This window comes from Methanoregula sp., assembly GCF_049690535.1.
In the GTDB taxonomy this organism is placed as follows: domain Archaea; phylum Halobacteriota; class Methanomicrobia; order Methanomicrobiales; family Methanospirillaceae; genus Methanoregula.
In genome coordinates, this window is the sequence record NZ_JBAVMX010000118.1 from 1 (window position 1) to 3,185 (window position 3,185).

Here is a 3,185-nt window from a genome sequence, read left to right on the forward strand (position 1 = left end):
CTCGAAACTGGTATCCGGGGTGACACCACTGTTTATTGCAAAACTGCAGAATGAATGTGCCTGTGCTTCGCGGACACGGGAGAAAAACGCGTCCGGTGTTGTCAGGGGCGGAATAGTGTTCGGCTGGTCGACAAACACCGTCACCCCGCCGGCAAGAGCGCTCATGCTGCCGGTTGTCCAGTCCTCTTTTGCCGACTGGCTCCCGCCCCGCATATGGACATGGACATCGACAGCGGCCGGAAGAACAAAAAGACCTGTGCAGTCGATCACACGGTCTGCTGCTGTCCCGGCACCGATATGAACCACGTGGCCATCCTGTACCGTGATATCTGCCTTTCGTCCTTCAGGGGTTTGGACATTTTCAAGGACGAGGGTAGGCCGGCGTTCCATGAAGATATGATCAGCACCGGACCATATAGCCATGCTGTTTTGAGGGGGTGCCTGAAAAACAGGGGCCGGGGAATACAATACTTTTTCTGTCACGTTTCTGAATGAGTATTATGCTGTGCCGGAGAAGCCGGGGGCAGTCTTTTTGCCAGGACTCCCTGCAGCGGATCCGGGGCTTATGGGGGAGATCATGGATAAGATCATAAAAGTTACGCTGGGACTCTTCGTTATCATTCTGGTCCTTTTTGTGTCTGTCGTGTCATACACGGCGTATGTCAATATGTCGTACAGGAACTCGCTCACCGGTACGTATGAGTATAACTGCACTATCACAACCAATACCGTCCTTTCAAATGTCACGCTCTTTTTACCGGTTCCTGCAGACATGACCGGCAACTCTCCGGTCATTTCACAGATCAGCCGTCAGCAGGTCACCGGGGTTCCTGAAGACTGGACACTCACACTCTTTGATACCGGCAAGTCAACCCTCCTGGAAGTATCAGCGCCACGGATCGGACAAAATACTTCCAGTGAAAGCACACAAACGACAAGCATTACGTTCGAAGTAAACGCATCTTCGCAAACCCTGATCGACACGCGTTTACCTTTCGAGAATGCAGCAGTCTTCCGCCCGGTTCAGGATATCAATACGGTTGCATGTCCGGCAGGCGACGCATCAACAGGAGGTACTCAAGAGTGCTCTGAATATCTCACCAGCACCTACGCTGATTATACGGCTGCACCCTCTGCGTCAGTGAGCATCAGTGCCAGTCTTGAAGCGACAAATTCCTGGACCATCTTTGCCCCGGAGTTCAATGGCTACAAAAACCGGATTGATGTATTGATGCACGGTGACAACCATGGATGGGTGACCACTAAGGGCTGGCTTGAATCCGGTATCGGTGCGTATGATGCACCAATGACAACCTCCTGATTTTTTTACCCGCCCTTAAAAAGGCTAACATTTTCGGTACAAGCCGATATCATATCCCAAAACACACACTGCACATTCCCATGGACAAACACCCTGAACCGACAACCGGTGGAAAGTACCGGAATGCCATACACCCCGGAGATACGGTTGATATTATCCTCAAGACTGACCAGCGGAGCGGAAAACTGACACGAGGCATCGTACAGGAGATCCTGACAAATTCCTCGTTCCACCCGCACGGAATCAAGGTCAGGATAAAGGACGGCCGCGTCGGGCGGGTTGCAGGGATTGTTAGTCAGAATTCCCACGAAACCTAAAAAACGTTGAATATGACGCTAAAAAAAAGCATTACCTTTTTTATTTCCAGTCATGGGTGATGATCGAATTACCCTCCTCTTTTTTGCGCTCGATCTGCTGCTTAAGGATTGCAAGCATATCCGGTGTGATCAGTTCCCCGGTCATCACGTACAGCGACTTTTTTTTGGTGTTGGGATCGGTCTCGTACGTCACCACAAAATCCTCGTGGTTGGCCAGAGCGGAAATCACCAGCTCCGGCAGGGTGTCAATCAGGGATTTTTTTGTTCGCAGCCGGTGTTTTTTTACCAGAGTCATAGATGAGTGTATCCAGTTATTAGCCGATAAGGTCTTGTCTCCGGGGAACGCACCGGCCCCGGTCGGACTCATAATGAAACTCTTCCGGGAAATCAGGATGTATGCGAGGGATGGGAGTCGAACCCATGAATCCCTGCGGAACTGGATCTTAAGAGGCCCATTATGGACTCCAATTTGTCATCCAATTCTTTAAAATGGTTATTTTCAAAATTGGACATGTCAGTTTGTTCACAGGTTTTCAATTTGATCAGAAGTCCACCATCGATTTTGTAAACATCGATTGGCTGTCCTATAAGTGAGGGATCGTAGCCTCTTGGCAAACGTATCATTGGTGCGCGGTAATTCGGTTTAGGATAATACTGTTTTATTTCAGTGGTGCAAATCAGTTTCATAATATCACCTCTGTTCTTTCCTTCGAAGGAATGTAGAATAAGGGACTTTGATCTCTTCGGCTATCTCTTTGTAATTCATCCCCTCATCGTGAAGGTGCTCAACATATTTCCAATTAATTTCAATGAATGGCCTACCAAGGTGTTTTCCTTCTGCCTTTGCCCTCTGCATCCCGACTTTAGTTCTTTCAATGAGGTTTTCTCGTTCTCTCTGCGCGCACCATGCCATGACCGAAATAACAAGTTGTCTTATTGAGGGATCGCATTGGAGCCATGACTCATTGGGAGAGATTGAGGTAACACAGATGCCTTCTCTATCGAAATCACGCAGGATTGTAAGAGTATCAGTTAGATCCCTCCCAAGTCTAGAGAGTTCAGAAGTGTAGATATGAGACACATCATTGGATTTGATGAAGTCTATCATTTTCTTGAACCCTTTACGTTCATAAGGAGATACAGAGCCAGAGATACCAACATCCGTGAAGATGTGCTCCTTTGCAACTCCCTTCTTAATCAGTTCACGAATCTGGTTTTTTTCATGTTCTGATGTAAAGGAGGTTCTTACATATCCAACGATCATTATGCACCTTTATGATCGTTTATTGTTTTGATATTATTTAAGGAAGATCCTAAAATTATGACGCTTATATGGCATCGGTTATGATAACCGCCCCAGTCATGAAAATCATTTCAACTTCTTTAAATAGCATTATGACGTATAGTGATAGTCCGAAAACAGATCAGTGTGCTACAATAAATAAGCCCGATATGGCAGGAGAAATCATTCCGCGAAATGACTCCCTCTTTTCAAAATACTAGCACATGACTGCGACGGCAGCAAAAAGGAGGAAACTATTTTGGAT

Annotated in this window: 4 protein-coding genes and 1 pseudogene; 2 read left to right on the forward strand and 3 right to left on the reverse strand. The window is 47.1% G+C overall.

Features of this window, described 5'->3' with window-relative positions:
- Positions 1 to 423: pseudogene (locus WCE46_RS09315) on the reverse strand (dihydroorotase); the annotation flags it as partial.
- Positions 424 to 577: 154 nt separating this feature from the next.
- On the opposite strand from WCE46_RS09315, the gene WCE46_RS09320 reads away from it, so the two are divergent.
- On the forward strand, positions 578 to 1,321 hold the full coding sequence (locus WCE46_RS09320; protein WP_424733427.1) for a hypothetical protein: 744 nt from the start codon (positions 578 to 580) through the stop codon (positions 1,319 to 1,321).
- A gap of 80 nt (positions 1,322 to 1,401) precedes the next feature.
- On the forward strand, positions 1,402 to 1,638 hold the full coding sequence (locus WCE46_RS09325; protein ID WP_424733428.1) for a YwbE family protein: 237 nt from the start codon (positions 1,402 to 1,404) through the stop codon (positions 1,636 to 1,638).
- A 40-nt stretch (positions 1,639 to 1,678) separates the two neighbouring features.
- On the opposite strand, the gene WCE46_RS09330 is transcribed toward WCE46_RS09325, so the two are convergent.
- Together WCE46_RS09330 and WCE46_RS09335 are read right to left on the reverse strand one after the other, a co-directional pair.
- Positions 1,679 to 2,005, reverse strand: a complete 327-nt coding sequence (locus WCE46_RS09330) for a hypothetical protein (protein WP_424733429.1) — start codon at positions 2,003 to 2,005, stop codon at positions 1,679 to 1,681.
- Between the two features lie 324 nt (positions 2,006 to 2,329).
- The gene (locus tag WCE46_RS09335; RefSeq protein WP_424733431.1) at positions 2,330 to 2,902 is read right to left on the reverse strand and encodes a recombinase family protein; all 573 of its coding nucleotides are present in this window, start codon (positions 2,900 to 2,902) and stop codon (positions 2,330 to 2,332) included.
- Positions 2,903 to 3,185 lie beyond the last annotated feature (283 nt).

Coding starts and splice junctions, on each gene's coding strand:
- WCE46_RS09320 (WP_424733427.1), top strand. CDS start 578: ATGGATAAGATCATAAAAGTTACGCTGGGACTCTTCGTTATCATTCTG.
- WCE46_RS09325 (WP_424733428.1), top strand. CDS start 1,402: ATGGACAAACACCCTGAACCGACAACCGGTGGAAAGTACCGGAATGCC.
- WCE46_RS09330 (WP_424733429.1), bottom strand. CDS start 2,005: ATGAGTCCGACCGGGGCCGGTGCGTTCCCCGGAGACAAGACCTTATCG.
- WCE46_RS09335 (WP_424733431.1), bottom strand. CDS start 2,902: ATGATCGTTGGATATGTAAGAACCTCCTTTACATCAGAACATGAAAAA.